At 67.3% G+C, this 14,506-nt stretch carries 16 protein-coding genes; 5 read left to right on the top strand and 11 right to left on the bottom strand.

The annotated features are described in order from the left end of the window. The first annotated feature begins 60 nt into the window (after positions 1–60). Complete coding sequence (locus LIX00_RS20960; protein WP_227356985.1) at positions 61–891, top strand: class I SAM-dependent methyltransferase; 831 nt, start codon at positions 61–63, stop codon at positions 889–891. Between the two features lie 12 nt (positions 892–903). Here the strand turns inward: LIX00_RS20960 and LIX00_RS20955 are convergent, their stop codons facing one another. The 3 genes from LIX00_RS20955 to LIX00_RS26390 form a co-directional block, all read right to left on the bottom strand. Continuing rightward, positions 904–2,184: an MFS transporter gene (locus LIX00_RS20955; RefSeq protein WP_227356984.1), complete on the bottom strand. Its 1,281-nt coding sequence runs from the start codon at positions 2,182–2,184 to the stop codon at positions 904–906. 105 nt (positions 2,185–2,289) lie between these two features. Beyond that, positions 2,290–2,826: a BGTF surface domain-containing protein gene (locus tag LIX00_RS20950; RefSeq protein WP_227356983.1), complete on the bottom strand. Its 537-nt coding sequence runs from the start codon at positions 2,824–2,826 to the stop codon at positions 2,290–2,292. Between the two features lie 127 nt (positions 2,827–2,953). Continuing rightward, positions 2,954–3,463 (bottom strand): DUF7347 domain-containing protein, encoded by a 510-nt coding sequence (locus LIX00_RS26390; protein ID WP_438267113.1) that lies wholly within the window; start codon positions 3,461–3,463, stop codon positions 2,954–2,956. Between LIX00_RS26390 and LIX00_RS20940 the strand changes: the two genes are divergently transcribed. After that, positions 3,377–4,342, top strand: coding sequence for an NAD-dependent epimerase/dehydratase family protein (locus LIX00_RS20940; RefSeq protein WP_227356981.1), 966 nt, complete (start codon positions 3,377–3,379; stop codon positions 4,340–4,342). The two genes, LIX00_RS26390 and LIX00_RS20940, sit on opposite strands and share 87 nt — an antisense overlap. 54 nt (positions 4,343–4,396) lie before the next feature. Continuing rightward, a complete protein-coding gene (locus tag LIX00_RS20935; RefSeq protein WP_227356980.1) occupies positions 4,397–5,095 on the top strand; it encodes a YqjF family protein in 699 nt (232 codons plus the stop codon). Between the two features lie 42 nt (positions 5,096–5,137). Here LIX00_RS20935 and LIX00_RS20930 read toward each other — a convergent pair whose 3' ends face one another. From LIX00_RS20930 to LIX00_RS20915, 4 genes are all read right to left on the bottom strand, one after another. Beyond that, positions 5,138–5,644, bottom strand: a complete 507-nt coding sequence (locus LIX00_RS20930; RefSeq protein WP_227356979.1) for a YciE/YciF ferroxidase family protein — start codon at positions 5,642–5,644, stop codon at positions 5,138–5,140. Positions 5,645–5,714: 70 nt separating this feature from the next. Beyond that, the gene (locus tag LIX00_RS20925; RefSeq protein WP_227356978.1) at positions 5,715–6,977 is read right to left on the bottom strand and encodes a DUF7405 family protein; all 1,263 of its coding nucleotides are present in this window, start codon (positions 6,975–6,977) and stop codon (positions 5,715–5,717) included. 58 nt (positions 6,978–7,035) lie between these two features. After that, the gene (locus LIX00_RS20920) at positions 7,036–8,367 is read right to left on the bottom strand and encodes a hypothetical protein (protein ID WP_227356977.1); all 1,332 of its coding nucleotides are present in this window, start codon (positions 8,365–8,367) and stop codon (positions 7,036–7,038) included. 75 nt (positions 8,368–8,442) lie between these two features. Continuing rightward, on the bottom strand, positions 8,443–9,066 hold the full coding sequence (locus LIX00_RS20915; RefSeq protein WP_227356976.1) for a hypothetical protein: 624 nt from the start codon (positions 9,064–9,066) through the stop codon (positions 8,443–8,445). A 148-nt stretch (positions 9,067–9,214) separates the two neighbouring features. On the opposite strand from LIX00_RS20915, the gene LIX00_RS20910 reads away from it, so the two are divergent. Further along, complete coding sequence (locus LIX00_RS20910; protein WP_227356975.1) at positions 9,215–9,370, top strand: DUF7557 family protein; 156 nt, start codon at positions 9,215–9,217, stop codon at positions 9,368–9,370. A gap of 34 nt (positions 9,371–9,404) precedes the next feature. On the opposite strand, the gene LIX00_RS20905 is transcribed toward LIX00_RS20910, so the two are convergent. From LIX00_RS20905 to ddfA, 3 genes are read right to left on the bottom strand one after another with little or no spacing between them, the layout of a single operon-like run. After that, complete coding sequence (locus tag LIX00_RS20905; RefSeq protein WP_227356974.1) at positions 9,405–10,496, bottom strand: tyrosine-type recombinase/integrase; 1,092 nt, start codon at positions 10,494–10,496, stop codon at positions 9,405–9,407. After that, positions 10,493–10,633 carry a hypothetical protein gene (locus tag LIX00_RS20900; protein ID WP_227356973.1) on the bottom strand — a complete coding sequence of 47 codons (141 nt, stop codon included), beginning with the start codon at positions 10,631–10,633 and terminating at the stop codon, positions 10,493–10,495. The genes LIX00_RS20905 and LIX00_RS20900 overlap by 4 nt, the downstream gene beginning before the upstream one ends. Positions 10,634–10,671: 38 nt before the next feature. Continuing rightward, positions 10,672–10,986 carry a DdfA family disk-determining factor gene (ddfA, locus tag LIX00_RS20895; RefSeq protein ID WP_227356972.1) on the bottom strand — a complete coding sequence of 105 codons (315 nt, stop codon included), beginning with the start codon at positions 10,984–10,986 and terminating at the stop codon, positions 10,672–10,674. 342 nt (positions 10,987–11,328) lie between these two features. Between ddfA and LIX00_RS20890 the strand changes: the two genes are divergently transcribed. Next, positions 11,329–11,547, top strand: coding sequence for a DUF8028 family protein (locus tag LIX00_RS20890; protein ID WP_227356971.1), 219 nt, complete (start codon positions 11,329–11,331; stop codon positions 11,545–11,547). A 1-nt stretch (position 11,548) separates the two neighbouring features. Here the strand turns inward: LIX00_RS20890 and LIX00_RS20885 are convergent, their stop codons facing one another. Beyond that, positions 11,549–14,434: a prolyl oligopeptidase family serine peptidase gene (locus tag LIX00_RS20885; RefSeq protein ID WP_227356970.1), complete on the bottom strand. Its 2,886-nt coding sequence runs from the start codon at positions 14,432–14,434 to the stop codon at positions 11,549–11,551. Positions 14,435–14,506: the final 72 nt, after the last annotated feature.

Below are 14,506 nucleotides of genomic sequence, written 5' to 3'. Positions count from 1 at the left end.
GGACCCGGATCGCGGAGACGGTTCGCCAACAGTTATCCGCGTCCGCTCCGAGCCGAAAGTATGACCGACGAGGAGCGACTCGACAGAAATCGCTCTCACTGGGACGAACTCGCCGAACTTCATCCGGACACCGACTACTACGACGTCGAGGGGTTCCTCGACGGTGAGTCGTCGCTCGACCGGCTCGAACTCGAAGGCGTCGGAGACGTCGCGGGACGGACGCTGCTGCACCTCCAGTGCCACTTCGGACTGGATACGCTGTCGTGGCTGCGCGAGGGGGCGGCCGAGGTCGTCGGAGCGGACTTCTCGGCGACGGCCATCGAAACCGCCCGCGACCTCGCCGGACGGATCGACCTCGGCGACCGCGCGACGTTCGTCGAATCGAACCTGTACGCGCTCGACGACGCCCTCGACGAGGAGTTCGACGTGGTGTTCACCTCGTACGGCGTGTTGAACTGGCTGCCGGACGTCGAAGCGTGGGCGGACGTCGTCGCCCGCTTCTTGAAGCCCGGGGGACGATTCTTCATCGCCGAACTCCACCCGATAAGCCACGTCTTCATGGATCTGCGGGTCGACGAGGACGACACCGTCCGGTCGGACTGGCCGTACTTCTCCGACGAACCGCTGACCTTCGACGAGGACGGGACGTACGCCGATTTCGAGGCGAGCGTCGAACACACCGTCACCCACGAGTGGTCGCACTCGCTCGGTGAAATCGTCACCGCGCTCGTCGACGCCGGACTGACGGTCGACGAGCTCCGAGAGCATCCCTTTGCTTCCTTCGAGCAGTTTCCGGGTCGAATGCGGAAGCGCGCGGACGGACACTGGGAGATTCCCGGCGAGGACTACCCGCTGACCTTCTCCCTGCGGGCTCACAGGCCGGCCGAATAGCCGCCGGTGGGGTCACTCCGTTTCCGCCGCGCCCGCCGCCGAACCGCTCGCGTCGCGGCGGTACAACACGAACAGGGTGACCAGCACCGCCGCGACGGAGATTCCGGCGATGAGGGAGAACGCGGTCCGTAGTCCGGCCCGCGAGATGAGCGCGCCGAACAACGGCGGGGCGAGCGCGCTGCCGGTCATCGTGCCGACCGTGATGAGCGCGAAGTTGCGACCGAGGTCCGCCCGCGTCGAGAGGCGGTCGGCGAGTTTCGACCGAGCGGGACCGGCGAGCGACCGGATTCCGCCGACGACGAGGAGGCTGCCGACCGCGACCGTCGCCGGAATCGCCAGCGTCGCGAGCAGACCCACGAACAGGACGACGGCGGCGTAACTGCCGACGATGAGCGGCCCGGGCGAGAACCGGTCGGAGAGGTCGCCGCCGACGAGCACCATCCCCGCGCCGACCGCGAACATCGCCGAGAGCGTCAGGTTGGCGGCGTCGAGCGCGAGACCGTAGCCGTCGCGGAGGAGGACGACCGCGTAGGTCGTGAGCCCCCAACTCGCGGTCGAGGCGACCAGCGCGAGGACGGCGAGCGCGAGGATGGTCGGCGAAGCGACGATGGCCCGGAGTTCGCGGCGGACCGACTCGCGGAGCGGAACCGATTCGTCGGGTCCGCCCCGCTCCGGTTCCGGAGCGGTCACGCCCGGACCGACGTACCGCCGGAACGTCGCCATCGTGACCGCCGCGTAGACGGCACCGAAGAGGCCGATGAGCGCGACGGCGCGTCGCCACGTCACGCCGGGAAGCGAGAGCGTGGCCGCGAAGAAGACCGGCGGAGCGGCGAACCCGAGGCTGCCGAGGAACCCCCGGACGCTGAACGCTCGGGCGCGGAGGTGTTCGGGCGTGGCGTCGGCGAGCAGGGGAAAGTGGGTCGGATGGTGACCGGCGATGCCGATTCCTAACAACGCTTGCCCGAGGAGGAGGACTTCGAAGGTGGGCGCGAACGCGACGAGAAACACGCTTCCCGTGCTGAGCGCGAGCGAGAGTCCGAGGGCGATGCGGCGGTCGTAGTTGTCCGAGAGGTAGCCGAACGGAAGTTGGAAGAGGGCGTTCGTGAACCCCTGGACGCCCATGGCGACGCCGAGCATGGCGAGGGAGACGTCGAACTCGGCGGCGAGAATTCCGAGGATCGGCGGAAAGAGGACGAGGTACGTGTGGTTGACGAACTCCGCGCCGCCGACGAGACCGACGACGAGCGCGGTTTCCCGCGAGACGCTGGGGATGGAGAACGACGGTCGATTCACGGATGGCTCCCTTGCAACTGATTCGACCGAAGGGATGAATCATGCGTTCGCGGAAAATCGCGTCCGAAAAACGGCGGTCGACGTTCGGCGGTCGGAACCCGGTCGCTACGCGCGTCGAGCGAGCAGCGCGACGCCCGCGAGGGCGGCCAGCGCGACGCCGAGACCGAAGCCGGGTTGACCGTTCTGACTGGTCGTCTCGGTCGTCCCGGTCGTCGTGTCGGTCGTCTCCGTGGTGGAGGACGACAGCGCGGTCGTCGACGCCGTCGTGGTCGTCGCCTGTTCGCCGACGACGCCGTCGACGCTGGCGAGGCTGACGCCGTCGCGTTTGACCACGACCTCGAACTCGGTTCCGTCGTCGAACCGCTCGAAGTCGAAGGTGGCGTCGAAGGTGCCGTTCTCCGTGACGTTGACCTGTTTGGTCTTGTAGAAGGTGCCGGGTGACGAGGCCACGACGACCACTTCGGTGCCGGGGTCGAGCGTCGTCTCGCCGCTTATGGTCTGGTTCGTCGCTCGTTCGACGGTCACCGTCTCACCGTCGCGGTCGATGGTGACCTCCGCGTCGTTCCCCTGTGCCGTGACCGCGCCGACGGCACTCGCGAGTACCGCGAGAACCGCCAGGGTGGCAAGCGTCTTCGATTTCATGGTGGAGGGCGACTTATCGTCGCTGATTGGTATTTATTCAGGTATGTTAAATTGGTTGTGATTTTCCGATGTCTCCCTCGATCGACGAAAGCGAGGGCGAGGAGTTCGGAGCGGCAGAAAGGGGATGTCAGGCCCACGACGGTGCGAGATGGACGTGAAAGAGTCTCTCGCAGTTCTCGTCACCGCAGACCGGACACGCTTCCGCTTCGCTCGCGTCGTCCTCGTCGACCGTCGCGGTCGGATCCGCCGCAGCGACGACGCGCGTTCCGGCGTGATCCAGTTCGTAGCCCGCCTCGATCCGGCGGACGAAGTACTCGCAGCGCTTCGTCAGGTGGTAGTTGACCGTGCCCGCATCGCGGATACCGACTCGTTTCCGGAGCACCGTGAACGGGAGCGAACCGTCGGCGTCCGCGAGTTCCCCTCGGTCGAGAGCGCGGAAGCGAACTCCTTCGGCGCGGGAACCGAGGCGTAACCGCTCGACCGCGCCCGGTTCGAGTCGACCGGCCGGCCGGAAGAAAACCTTTTCCCGTCGTCCCGAGACTGCAGACGCATGGCACAGAGCGAGACGGTGCTCGTCACTGGCGGGACAGGCTTCATCGGGTCGTACACGGCGCAGGAACTCCTCGAACGGGGGCACGACGTGGTGGCCTACGACCTCTCGACGGACACGCGCATCCTGGAGAAACTCGGGGTCGCCGACGACGTGGCGGTTCGACGCGGCGACATCACCGACCCGACGGACGTGTTCCGGGCGGTGCGGGAGACGGGCGCGACGCGAATCGTCCACCTCGCGGCGCTCCTCACGACCACGGCGCGCGAGAACCCGCGCCTCGCCATCGACGTGAACGTGCAGGGGACGAACAACGTCTTCGAGGCGGCGCGCACCCTCGACGATCAGGTCGAGCGCGTGGCGTGGGCGTCGAGCGCCGCCGTCTTCGCCCCGCCCGCGAACTACGACCACGGATGGGTCACCGAGGACGACCTCGTCTACCCCGACACCCTCTACGGCGCGACCAAGGAGTTCAACGAGCACCAGGCGAAGGTGTACTTCGAAGACCACGACCTCTCGCACGTCGCCCTGCGCCCGACCGTCGCCTACGGACCCTACCGCGAGACCGGCGGGTCGGCGTTCCTCGCGAACATCGTCGAGAAGCCCGCGCTCGGCGAGTCGTTCAGCGTGGAGTACGGCGATCAGGTCATCGACTGGCAGCACGTCGAGGACATCGCGCAGGCGTTCGGCCTCGCCGCGTTCGCGCCGGACGACGACCTGAACCGACGCGTCTACAACGTCCGCGGAACCGTGGCGACCATTCGGGAGGCCGCCGAGACGGTCGAGAGGCTCGTGCCCGACGCCGAACTGGAGGTGTCCGACGAGGGCGAACTGCCGTGGACCCAGAAGCTCGATATGACCGCGATTCAGGACGAGTTGGGCTACGAACCGCGCTACGACCTGGAGAGCGGGTTCCGGAAGTACATCGACGTGCTCCGCGAGGAGAACGGGCTGGACCCGGTCTGAGGGCGTCCCGAATCGGGCACAACCATTCTTACGGTCGAGTACGTCGTGCACCGTATGGTCGACTTCGAGATGGGGTGGCGGAACCTCCTGTTCGCCAACTGGTCGGTCGAACCGGAGGTGGTCGCCCGATATCTCCCCGACGCGCTGTCGGTCGACACGTACGACGGACGGGCGTGGCTCTCCGTCGTCGCGTTCAGGAACGTCGGTCTCCGTCCGCGGGGGGTGCCGAAGTCGGTGGGCTACGACCTCCCGGAACTCAACCTCCGGACGTACGTCACCGCGCCCGGCCACGAGCGCCCCGGAATCCTATTTTACAACCTCGACGCCGACGGTCTGCCGGGCGTCCTCGGCGCTCGCCTCGCGTTCGATCTGCCGTACTTCAGCGCGAACATTCGGATGGACGAGTCGGACGGCCGGGTCCGATTCGCGAGCGAACGCACGCACCGCGGTGCCCCGCCGCTCCGCTTCTCGGCGCGGTACGAACCGAGCGGGGAGCGGTTCCGGCCGAGACCGGGGACGAGGGCGGAGTTCCTCGCGGAGCGGCGTCGCCTCTACGCGATGCTCGGCGACGGGTCGGTGCGGTACCTCGACGTGGAGCATCCGCGCTGGTCGCTCTCCCCGGCGGAGGCGACCATCGAAACGAACGAGGCGTTCAAGGCGAACAACATCGAGGAACCGGACTCCGAGCCGATATGCTACTACAGTCCGGGCGTCGACGTGGTCGGACATCCCCCGAAACGACTCGAATCGTGATTCGAAGTAGACGCCGCGGGCGCGTCGAAAAGTGACGGCTGTTTAGCCGGTAATCCTGCTCACGAGCGACTTGAGCTTCGAACCGCCGGCCAGTTCCTGCAGGTCGCTCAGCGCCTGCTTCTCGTCGGACACGTTCGCCTCCATCGGGTCGGTCACGTCGTTGCCGAAGTCGAGTTGGTCCGCGAGCATGAGCAGCCCCTCGTAAGCGGTTATCTCCACCCGCTCGGACTTCATCCCGGCGCCGAGCGCGAACATGTCGCGCACGTCGTCGTTCGCCGCGACGCCGTCGAACCGGTCGTGTTCCTCCACCAGTCCGTCGACGACCTTGTTGTCCCGGCGCTCCGGCCCCTCGCCGAGCGCGCGGAAGACGTCTTCGAGTCGCTCGACGTGCGTTTCGGTCTCGTTCCGGTGTTCCGCGAACGCCTGACTGATGTCCTCGTTGGTCGTCTCGACCGACAGGTTATCCAGCGTCTGGACGAGTTTGTTCTCCACGTCGTACATCCCCCGCAGTTCGTACACGAACAGGTCTCGTAGCGAATTCACTTCCATTTCCCTCACCCCGACTGGAGTCGGCGGCGAATTTCGATAATCGTTGTGGCTGCGTGAGAAGCGTCGACAGCTACGGGTTCGGCGTGGGAAGCGACCGCAGCGAGCGCGGCGGGACGAGGAAGTTTCCGCGACGCTCCACGGTCATGTACTGCAGGATTCCGTTGTTGACCCGCTGGCCGACCGACGAGTTGCCCGCGAGGTCGGTTCCGTTCATGGCCTCGCGCGTCTTCTCGAAGTCGGCGACGTCGCGCTGGACGGCGACGAAGTGGAGACCGGCCTCGCCGCCGTCGGTCGAATCGAAGTCCCGGCGGAGGATGAGCGGCGAGTCGTCCTCGCGCGCCGCGGCGGACTTCTGGGAGTGGCCGACCATCCCTCGCTCCCGGGCGTGTTCCTCGGCGCGGCCGACGCACTCGTCGCCCATCCCGCTTGAGTCGCCGAGGTTGTCGCCCGCGCCCTCGACGCGGTTTTCCGCGGCGTGCACCGGACAGAACATCTTGGCGACGCGCTGGTCGCGGCTGTCCTGTTCGTACCACTGGTCCAGGTGGAGTTGAATCCGCGAGACGTGCTGGGTCGTCCCGCCCGCGAACGGGCCCTCCCGAATCGTCACGCGGTCCTCCGACGCCTGATTCTTCTTGAACCCCGATTTGAACCCCATGTAGAGCGGGGACTCCTCGGGAACCGGCTTCGAGTCCGGAATCCCGGACACGTCCTGATGGTCCGCCGGCAGGCCGTCGCCGACGAACCCGGTCCGGCGGTCCACCCTCTCGAACGCGCCGGAGAGACCGGTCACGCTCACGCCGTTCAGTTCGTCGCGCTCGCCGAACAGCGCCTCCTCCGCCGCCAACACGAGTTGCGCGTGGTCGCTGGCGAGGTGGACGACGGCGTCCTGTTCGTCCAGTTTCGGGTCCTCGAAGGGCGCGAGAGCCTTCGGCTTCGGGAGCACGTCGTCCGCGCCGAACCGCCCGAAGTACGACGGCGAGTAGCCGACCGAGAACAGCAGTCCGTCGTTGCTCCGGCGGTAGGCGCGTTCGAGGCTCCGGAGCGCCTTCTCGACCGATTTCCGGTCCGACTCGCTCGGCGTGCCGTTCCCGGCGTAGTTCAGGTAGAGGAGCACCTGGTGGCGGGCGGCCACGTTGTTGCCGTGATCGTCGGTTTCGAGGAACCGATTCCACGCGTGCTGGCGCTCGGGGAGTTTCGAGAGGTCCGACGGACCCTTCGGAACGTCGGGCATCCCACCCCTGTCGAGGCACGCAGACAGCGCCGCCGACCCGCCGATGGCGACGGCGGCTTTCATAAACTCGCGTCGGGGAACTCCGCGCGTCGATTCGCTCATCACCCGAACGCTAGCGACCACGCGAGAAAAGGGGTTCTGGTACGCCCGTCGAAATCCGTCACGTCGCCACCGGGCGCGAGATTATCCACAGCGAGAGCACGGTGTAGCCGACCATCAGCGCGGTCATCGGGAGCTGCGCCCGGCCGACGCGGTCGAACCGTTCCACCCCGACGTAGTGGGTCGCGACGACCGCGACGAGGTGCCCCGCGACGACGAGCAGGACCTGCGACGCCCAGAACGCCGGAAGCGAGAGCCACCAGAGCGGGTCGAGTTCCGGCCCGCCGAGCACCGCCAGCAGTCGGCCCGCCTGCTGGAGCACGAAGGGGTAGTTGTGCGCCACCTCGTAGGCGACCGCGATGGGAACGACGGTCGGCGCGAGCGCGCGGGCCGTCTCGCGCCGCGACTCGTCCGCGCCGGCGACGCGACGGGTGAGCGCCGCGACGAGCGCGAAGACGGCGAGGAACGCGAGGAATCCGCCGAGGTAGAGCGGGACGGAGACGACCTGGCCGAGCCCCGTCGCGTCCCGGGCGGCGAAGAGAAGCGTCTGGTACTCCGGCGTCTCTGTGAATCCGTCGAAGCTGACCGTGTAGACGCTCGCCACGACGAACGCCGCGAGCGCCGGCGAGCGCACCGGGGGCAGGCAACCGCGCCACGGCGGACGGAGGTCGACCTCGTCGCCCGAGATTCGGAACGGCGCGACCCGACCGAACAGGCGGTAGAGCACCGCGAGGGGGTCGGCGCGTCGGAACCACGCTCGACCGAAGAGGACGCCGCCGAGGAGCATGACGAGGGCGTAGCCCGCGAGCAGCGCGGCGGTCGAGCGCGGCGAGTCGGGAATCGCCGTCAGGTTCTCCGCGACGCCGACGAGGGCGAGGAATCCGACGAGCGCGGGCCAGTCGCCGAGCCACTCGGGGTAGTCGCGGAGGGCGAGTTCCTCGCCCTCCAGCGCCGAGAGTCCGTCGTGGAGCGTTCGCCACGGCGCGAGCGTCCGCCACGGACTGCCGAACAGCACCGCCAGCAGGCCGACGCCTTTCAGCCAGACCGACCACGCGAACAGGGTCGCGGGGTTCTCCCTCGGGTTCGGCGAGCCGAGCGCCCCGGCCGCGAGGACGAACGCGAAGGCGGCGAGAAAAAGCACCCGCGCGGCGAGTCGGAGCGCGTCGGCGGTGAGCGGCGAGACGAGCGGCGTTCGGCGCGTCTCGGTCGGCGCGCGGTCGACCGTGGTGGTGAGAAAGAGCGCCGTGAGCGCGACGGTCGCTCCCGCGCCGCCGAACAAAAGCGAGAGCGGAATCGGCGCGTCGAAGCGCGTCGTGACGCCGTGGGCCGACGCCACGCCCGCCGAGAGCGGGAGCGCGAGCAGGGCGAGCGCCAGCGACCGTCGCGACCTCATTGCCGAGTCTCGGAGCTACGAAAAGATGTGGCTGTTGGTCCGTCCCTCGAATCGACGAACCGTCCGCCGACCGGGTTACTCGTCGAGGTGGTTTCGCATCTCCTCCCACGCGAGGATTCCGATGCCGGAGGCCCACGCGACCGCCCGTTTCATGGCGCGGGTCTCGGCCATCTCGTTCAGGTTGTTCTCGATTCCGGTCCTGTTCTCGGACGCGAGCGCCGTGCCGTGGCCCGTGTACGCGTGTTCCGGCCCGTCCTCTTTCTTCCACGCGCTGGCTTTGAACTCCGCGAACTGGTGGTCGGTCTCCCCGGCCGTCGTGATGGCTTCTGAGGAGACGATGATGTCGAACTGGCGGGCGATGACCGCGTACCCCCGCTTGTTGATGGTCGGTTGGCCGTCCACCTCGTCGATCATGTAGTCGGGGACGATGTCGAGCGGGTCCATCTGCACCGTGTCCGGCATCTCGTTCGGCAGCGGTCTCGGTTCGAGGTCGCTGCTGCCGTCCGTCACGAGCGGGGCGGCGTCGGGCTTCGACCGCGACTTCGCGGTCTCCGTCCGCGTCGATTGTTCGATGGAAATGTCGTCCGCCTCGCACTCCTCGCAGAGGGTGGCGTGCGTCTCTTTCCCCTCCTTTGCTCGGCGAAGACTGTCGAACGATTTCTCGGTTCCGCACGTCGTTTTGACGGTGAATGTTGTCATTCTACTATCACCTGTGACGGTCGTTCTCTCTAGTCGCTACACCTACTCAATACTGTCGTATGCTATACTTCGGACGCTTCTCCGGCGGGAATTCGTCGTTCGACGGACCGCCGACAGGTTACTAGCGTGAGGGAAGAAGCCGACCCCAATGAGTCCCAAAATAGACCTCAGCGAGGAGATGGTCGAGCGACTCGACCGCCACCGCGAGGGGGACGAGACGTACGAGGAGTTCGCCGAGGAACTCCTCGACCGCTACGAGGTCGAAGGGCAGTTCAGTTGGGAGGGCTACGGCGGCCCGCCGTAGCCGGTAACCGTCCGCGACGCGACCGGCGGCGCGTTCAATCCTCCAGCACGTCGTCCACGCGCTCCGCCGTCTCGGTCGCCCGGATGTTCGAGTAGCTCTCGTGGGTGGTCGTGATGGAGGCGTGGCGGAGCGCCGACTGGGCGAGTTCGGCGTGACCCTCGCTGTACAACTGGTGGCCCAGTCCGCGCCTCGCGCCGTGGGGTTTCAGGTACTCGCCGTCGATGTCCAGTCCGGCCTCCTCGCAGAGTCGTTTCATCAGGTTCCGGGCCCCGCGGGTCGAGATGGCGGGGATGACGACCCCGTGTTCGCGCACTACGTCGTCGATGTCGTTCGCGTCGAGGATGCGCTCGACGCGTTCATCGGAGTGCTCCTCGCCCAACTGCTCGCGGGCGGCGCGATACTTCGAGGGCGCGTGGTCGGTCGGAAACACCGGAAATCGTGGTGTCGGCGGCTCCGACACGCGGCGGTATCGCTCCAACGCCTCGGCGGCTTTGCGGGGTAATTGGGCGTACTCGTACTCCCGCGACTTGCCGAAGACGCGAACAGCGCCGCCCTCGACGTCCACGTCCCGCCACTCGATGCCGGTTCGCTTCTCGTCGCCGGGATCGCGGAACACCTCCGCGCCGCGCACGCCCGAGAGCGCAAGCAGGCGGACGAGCGCGCGGTCGCGGTACGCCCGTTCGCGCGAGACGCCGTCGCCGTCGAGCGCCCGCTCGACTCGTCTATCCATGAACGCGAGGATGGCCTTCCGGTCGCGTTCGGACCAGAACTGGCGGTCGGTGTCGGCGTTGTCCTCCGGCAGTTCCGCCTGCGCGCGCGAGACGGCGGCCGGGTTCTGTGCGATGAGTTCGTCCGCCTCGCAGAAGCCGAGAAACGCCCGAACGTAGGCGTAGTAGGTGTGCGCCGTGGACGCTTTCAGGTCGTCCTCGCGCACTCGTCGCTTGAGGTGACGGGCGTACCGACGACAGTCGATGACTTCCACGTCGTCGAGGCGCGCGACGCCGCGCTCCCGCGCGAGCCAATCGACCCACTGGCGGAGCACGGACTCGGTGTTTGCGCGGTAGTTCCCGCCCTCGATGCTGACGAGGTACTCCTCCATCGCGTCGGCGAGCGTCGTCCCCGTCATGCGAGTCGAGGGTCGAACGTCCCGGCGAGTTCGTTCCCGCACCGGGGACACGTCAGTTCCCGCTCGTCCGCCTTGAACCGCCCGACGGGGCCGATGTAGCCGCAGTTCGAACACCGCCGTATCGGTAGCTGAATCATCGGGTCTGTCGTCCCGTGAGAACGGGAGGAACAAAAAGTTATGTTCCTTCTTCCGGCGGATGAACCGCGATGTGGCCGTCGCTCTGGATGAAGACGTGGTACCCCTCGAACGTGAACGCGACGTGACCGCCCGTTCGGGGTAGTCCGCCGGGTCGCGGACTGAACAGTCCGTCGAGGGCGTCGGGGTCGAACCGCTCGTACAGCGGGCCGATATCGGCCGGGTCTTCGTCCATCGCCTCGGCGACAGCCGTCATCACCGTCGTGCTGAGCGGTTCGGATTGGGCCCAGTCGTGCTTCGTGTGGTAGGTCGCTCGGTACGTTCCCGTCCACGTGTTGTTTTCTGACTTACTCATTGGGATGGCCTCCGTGGGACACAACTCGTGTACGTCTCACGTAACACCTGAAAAATCATAAAGCCCTGTCAGACGATAGATGGGTGGAAGTCATACGGTCGGGCGGAAAACAGCAAGACGGGGTATCCGTCCCTCCGCGAAGGGTGTCTTACGGACCGCGGTCCTGCGGTTTCGCTTCGGAGGTCGTCTGGACGAGCGAGCGCGAAACGTCGGAACGGTGCTTCGTTTCGACCGTACGCGCCGTCGAAGGGTTCGACGCCGGGCGTCCGACGGCGGATTAACAACCGGTTAGTGTCGATTAACTTGTTAATAGTATTCGTATCGTTTCCCGTATACTTCGGTATGTCGCTGGTCGACATCCTCTCCGTGCTGAACCACCAGTTCGTCGCCGCACCGATACAGGTCATCAGTTTCTGGCTCTCCATCGCCCTCCCCGTGCTCTACGTTCCGCTCCTGTTCGAAGGGTTGCGCGGAAGCATCCTGACGGTGTTCGTCGGACTGGTCGCCCTCCACGTGCTCACGCTCTTTCTCGGACGGAACCACCGGCGCGAAAAGGCGTGAGCTACGTCGACCGCAGGTAGCCCAGTTCGGGCGACACCTCCCAGCGCGCGTCGAAGAATCCGACGGCGCGACAGGCGTTCCATCCCTGCCAGCGGATGGAGTCGTCGTAGATTCCGTAGTCCGGCGTCGCTTTCTGCGTCGGTATCCAGTTTCGAACCCGCGTGAGTTGGAGTCCCGCGAGCGACGTGCCTGTTTCGACCTGCACCAGTCGGTCCGCGTTCGCGGGGTTCGGGTAGACGAACTCGACGCCGAAGTCGCCCTCGTACTCGCGGTCTGCGACCGCCGCGCGACCGTCCGAGACGGCGACCGGGAACTCGTCCGCGAACCGCCGATAGACGGCGTTCGAGGACGGTCGGCCGAACAACACGAGGTTGTACTCGCGCGCCGTCTCGCCGTCGACCGCCGTATCGGGAATCACGGTCGCCGGCGCGCGCGCCCGGGCGACGAGGTGCTGCGAGCGCAGGTTGGCGAGATTTCGGTTGACGGCGGTTTCGGCGCCGTCGCCCCGCGTCCCGTAGACGAGTCGGTACGGACGGTGGTGAATCTCCTTCAGCGGTCCGTACTGCTCCGGCGACTTTCGGAGCCCTCGACGGCGGGGTTTTCGCCGGGACGCGGAGACGTCGCCCCGCAGGTCGAGATAGATGGGCCGGCGTCCGCCCGCCCCCGGAAGCCGAACGGACTCGCCGTCGACCGTCGCGGTCGGTCGCCCCCGGATGGACGACTCGCGGAAGATACGCGGGTCGATCGCGAGGAGCGCGACGTTCTCCGTTTCGATTTCCAGTCCGTCCGCGGTCGCGCGGGCGTCCACCCGCGTCGGGGCGTGGACGGTCTCCTGTTCGTGCACCGCGACCCAGAACTTCCGGTGTTCGACGCGCAGGTTGGTCGTGAAAAAGCGGACGTGCTCGGGGTAGGGGTCGCGCCGCGTCGAGCGCAGGAAGGTTCGCAGGTCGGGGTGGTTCACGCAGTCGGTCCCCTCGCCGATTCCGGCGTCCCACCAGTGCGGTTGGCCGGGAACTTCGAGGTACGCCGCGTCGACGGCGTCCGAGTCGGGCGTCGAGTGGCGCTCTCCCACCTCACCCCGCACCGAGAGGCCGCGGTTCGCCAGCGCCCGGAGGTACGTCCGCGGGTGCAGCGTCGGGACGGACGCGTCCTCCCCGCCGTGAAGCGCGAAGACGGGAAGGGTGCCGTCGGCCGCGTTCTCCGTCTTCGGAAGCGCGAGATTCTTCTGGAGCGCCGTCTCGCAGACCGCCTTGATCCGCGGGAACGTGTGGAGTTTGTCCCGGTCGAACGTGACCGTGAAGTAGGTCTCGTGGTCGGTCCACCCCGCGGACGGCGCGAGTCCGGCGAACCGGTCGGAGTTCGTCAGCCCGACGTGCCACGTGCCGTGGCCGCCCATCGAGTGCCCGGTCAGGTAGACCGCGTCCTCGTCGATGTCGTAGCGGTCTTTCATCACCCGGATCGCTTCGAGGTCGTCCAGCCGTCCGAGGTCCTCGTGGTCGTAGTTCACCGGCCCGCGAGCGCCCGGTGCGAGGACGTAGGCACCGTCTCGCTGAACGTTCGCTCCCGCCTGGTTGATGGACGGAACGTTCGCCCCGTGCAGCGAGACGACGAGTTCGAACGAACCCCCGGAGTCGGGGTTCGTCGGTTCGCGGACGGAGAACTCCTGCACGCTCTCGTCGTGCTCCGAGACGAAGGTGGTCTGCCAGCGCGTCTCGTCGGCGCGCCGAATCCGCAGCGGAATCGCCCGCTCGTCCGATTCGTCGCCGACGGAAACGGACGCCGCGACGCCCGAGGAGGCCGCTTCGACTTCGAACGTCCCGCCGCCCGTGCCCGCCGCTCGGTCGCTGTCGGCGAGGTCGGCGGTGTCGGTGCTGGTCATGGCGAGGCCGGGAACGCGCTCCTCCGCGGCGCTCGCCGCGCTCGCGCCCTGTTTCGGGACCCTCCCCGTCGTCACGACGCGGGTGTTGATTCGCCGCGTTTCGAAGGGCGCGAGCGGCGGTGTCACGGTCACCGTCCGCGTCTCCACGAGGTCGCTGTCCGGGGCGAAGGTGAGCGTCGGCGCGAGTTCCTCGCCGGTCGTGTTCGTCACGCGAACCGACGCGGGACGGTCCGTCTCCCGGCCTTCGCGCAGGTCGGGGAGGACGGCGTTCTGCGGGGTTCCGCGGAACGACGCCAGCGGGTTCACCTCGACCGGCGCGCGCGGCGGGCGGAACGAGACGGAAACCGACCCGCCGCCGAGAACGAGGGTGTTCTTCAGGAGGAGGTGGTTCGTCCCCTCCCGCAAGACGACGCCGACGGGCGGTTCCTCGTAGCGGTTTCCGTTCAGCCACGCGACGGAGGCGTCCGTCTCCAAGACGGCGCGTCGGCGCGTTTCGACCTCGAAGGACGCGACCGCGTAGCCCTTCGCGTAGAGGACGCCGCCGACGCCGAACCAATCCTGGAAGTCGTCGAACGTGCCCGATTCGCCGGACAGGGGCGTCAGGTCGCCGCCCGTCGGGTCGATTCGGTCGGTGAAGTCGAGGGAAACCGTCGTTTCGCCGGACGGGACGGTTTCGGAGCGCCACGTGACGGTCGACCCGCCGGCGAACGCGGACTGAAATCGCTGCCCCTCGTCGGGAGATTTTCCGGCCGCGTACGCCGGTTCGCCGCCGTTCGGAACGAGCCAACCGGTCTCGACGCCGCGTCGCTGGTACTGAAACGGGCCGACCACGTCCCAGTCGGTCGGCGTGAACGACTCGGCGATGGGTTCGAGTCCTCGCGCGTCGGCCCGCTCGTCCGCGTCGACGGGGCCGACGGCGGCCACGGCGGCGGCCCCCGCCACGGACTGCGCGAATTCGCGGCGACCGAGTTCCGGTTCGGGGAAGTTACTGTTGGTATTACCTTTCACACCGCTTCATTTATTCGAGATTATAAAAACTTTATTTCTGTCACTAATGTGCTAATAATCGGTCGGGGCCTC

The sequence above is a fragment of the Haladaptatus salinisoli genome (assembly GCF_020614375.1).
Classification (GTDB): domain Archaea; phylum Halobacteriota; class Halobacteria; order Halobacteriales; family Haladaptataceae; genus Haladaptatus; species Haladaptatus salinisoli.
The sequence above is the reverse complement of the archived record's forward strand: the minus strand, read 5'-3'. Positions and strand labels throughout refer to the sequence as shown.

What these genes read in the sequence shown, in the direction of transcription:
- LIX00_RS20910 (WP_227356975.1), top strand. Translation starts at nt 9,215, where the DNA reads ATGAGTCCCAAAATAGACCTCAGCGAGGAGATGGTCGAGCGACTCGAC.
- LIX00_RS20930 (WP_227356979.1), bottom strand. Translation starts at nt 5,644, where the DNA reads ATGGAAGTGAATTCGCTACGAGACCTGTTCGTGTACGAACTGCGGGGG.
- LIX00_RS20950 (WP_227356983.1), bottom strand. Translation starts at nt 2,826, where the DNA reads ATGAAATCGAAGACGCTTGCCACCCTGGCGGTTCTCGCGGTACTCGCG.
- LIX00_RS20925 (WP_227356978.1), bottom strand. Translation starts at nt 6,977, where the DNA reads ATGAGCGAATCGACGCGCGGAGTTCCCCGACGCGAGTTTATGAAAGCC.
- LIX00_RS20890 (WP_227356971.1), top strand. Translation starts at nt 11,329, where the DNA reads ATGTCGCTGGTCGACATCCTCTCCGTGCTGAACCACCAGTTCGTCGCC.
- LIX00_RS20900 (WP_227356973.1), bottom strand. Translation starts at nt 10,633, where the DNA reads ATGATTCAGCTACCGATACGGCGGTGTTCGAACTGCGGCTACATCGGC.
- LIX00_RS20940 (WP_227356981.1), top strand. Translation starts at nt 3,377, where the DNA reads ATGGCACAGAGCGAGACGGTGCTCGTCACTGGCGGGACAGGCTTCATC.
- LIX00_RS20920 (WP_227356977.1), bottom strand. Translation starts at nt 8,367, where the DNA reads ATGAGGTCGCGACGGTCGCTGGCGCTCGCCCTGCTCGCGCTCCCGCTC.
- LIX00_RS20935 (WP_227356980.1), top strand. Translation starts at nt 4,397, where the DNA reads ATGGTCGACTTCGAGATGGGGTGGCGGAACCTCCTGTTCGCCAACTGG.
- LIX00_RS20905 (WP_227356974.1), bottom strand. Translation starts at nt 10,496, where the DNA reads ATGACGGGGACGACGCTCGCCGACGCGATGGAGGAGTACCTCGTCAGC.
- LIX00_RS20960 (WP_227356985.1), top strand. Translation starts at nt 61, where the DNA reads ATGACCGACGAGGAGCGACTCGACAGAAATCGCTCTCACTGGGACGAA.
- ddfA (WP_227356972.1), bottom strand. Translation starts at nt 10,986, where the DNA reads ATGAGTAAGTCAGAAAACAACACGTGGACGGGAACGTACCGAGCGACC.
- LIX00_RS20915 (WP_227356976.1), bottom strand. Translation starts at nt 9,066, where the DNA reads ATGACAACATTCACCGTCAAAACGACGTGCGGAACCGAGAAATCGTTC.